General features: G+C 54.5%; 1 tRNA gene and 1 rRNA gene. Both read right to left on the reverse strand.

The window, feature by feature from the left end:
* Window positions 1-5: 5 nt before the first annotated feature.
* Window positions 6-82: transfer RNA gene (locus JL474_RS21395), tRNA-Ile, on the reverse strand.
* Between the two features lie 88 nt (window positions 83-170).
* Window positions 171-1711: ribosomal RNA gene (locus tag JL474_RS21400) — 16S ribosomal RNA — on the reverse strand.
* Between the last annotated feature and the right edge of the window lie 197 nt (window positions 1712-1908).

The raw sequence follows: 1908 nt of genomic DNA on the forward strand, positions 1-1908 counted from the left end.
AATTCTGGTGGGTCTGGGTGGACTTGAACCACCGACCTCACCCTTATCAGGGGTGCGCTCTAACCACCTGAGCTACAGACCCAATGGTATGGGCCCGTTTAGACCCTATGCTCTCTCTTCCACTGACCAAGTAATTCGTGTGGGCTCTGACCGAAGCGTTCGGCTTCGTTTAAGGAGGTGATCCAGCCGCAGGTTCCCCTACGGCTACCTTGTTACGACTTCACCCCAGTCATGAACCACACCGTGGTGATCGTCCTCCCGAAGGTTAGACTAACCACTTCTGGTGCAATCCACTCCCATGGTGTGACGGGCGGTGTGTACAAGGCCCGGGAACGTATTCACCGCGACATTCTGATTCGCGATTACTAGCGATTCCGACTTCACGCAGTCGAGTTGCAGACTGCGATCCGGACTACGACGCGTTTTAAGAGATTAGCTTACCCTCGCGGGTTCGCAGCCCTCTGTGCGCGCCATTGTAGCACGTGTGTAGCCCTGGCCGTAAGGGCCATGATGACCTGACGTCATCCCCACCTTCCTCCGGTTTGTCACCGGCAGTCTCCCTAGAGTTCCCACCATTATGTGCTGGCAACTAGGGATAGGGGTTGCGCTCGTTACGGGACTTAACCCAACATCTCACGACACGAGCTGACGACGGCCATGCAGCACCTGTGTTTGGGTTCCCGAAGGCACCAATCCATCTCTGGAAAGTTCCCAACATGTCAAGGCCAGGTAAGGTTCTTCGCGTTGCGTCGAATTAAACCACATGCTCCACCGCTTGTGCGGGCCCCCGTCAATTCATTTGAGTTTTAACCTTGCGGCCGTACTCCCCAGGCGGTCGACTTAGTGCGTTAACTGCGCCACTAAGACTTCAAGAGTCCCAACGGCTAGTCGACATCGTTTACGGCGTGGACTACCAGGGTATCTAATCCTGTTTGCTCCCCACGCTTTCGCACCTCAGTGTCAGTATTGGTCCAGGTAGCCGCCTTCGCCACTGGTGTTCCTTCCTATATCTACGCATTTCACCGCTACACAGGAAATTCCACTACCCTCTACCATACTCTAGCCAGACAGTTCGAAATGCCGTTCCCAGGTTAAGCCCGGGGCTTTCACATCTCGCTTACCTAACCACCTACGCGCGCTTTACGCCCAGTAATTCCGATTAACGCTTGCACCCTCCGTATTACCGCGGCTGCTGGCACGGAGTTAGCCGGTGCTTCTTCTGTGAGTAACGTCAATCCTCAAGGGTATTAACCTTAAGGCCTTCCTCCTCACTGAAAGTGCTTTACAACCCGAAAGCCTTCTTCACACACGCGGCATGGCTGGATCAGGGTTGCCCCCATTGTCCAATATTCCCCACTGCTGCCTCCCGTAGGAGTTCGGGCCGTGTCTCAGTCCCGATGTGGCTGATCATCCTCTCAGACCAGCTACGGATCGTCGCCTTGGTAGGCCGTTACCCTACCAACAAGCTAATCCGACATAGGCACATCCAATAGCGCAAGGTCCGAAGAGCCCCTGCTTTCCCCCGTAGGGCGTATGCGGTATTAATCCGGGTTTCCCCGGGCTATCCCCCACTACTGGGCAGTTTCCTATGCATTACTCACCCGTCCGCCGCTCGTCAGCGGGTAGCAAGCTACCCCTGTTACCGCTCGACTTGCATGTGTTAGGCCTGCCGCCAGCGTTCAATCTGAGCCATGATCAAACTCTTCAGTTTAAATCAAGCAGAAGCCGAAGCTTCTAAATCTGCTCAAGACAACACTCAAATTCATCCTCTCAAAAGAGAGTCTGACAGGTCGCTGCCTCGATATCTCTTGCCGAAATACCTCAGTCAGCGCCCACACGAATTACTTGGTCAATTTTTTAAAGAGCCGGGCTGTTGCCCTGTTGAGGCCGCGTATTCTACCGCTTCGC

Origin of the sequence: Marinobacter mangrovi (assembly GCF_016798325.1) — a bacterium.
GTDB classification, from domain to species: domain Bacteria; phylum Pseudomonadota; class Gammaproteobacteria; order Pseudomonadales; family Oleiphilaceae; genus Marinobacter_A; species Marinobacter_A mangrovi.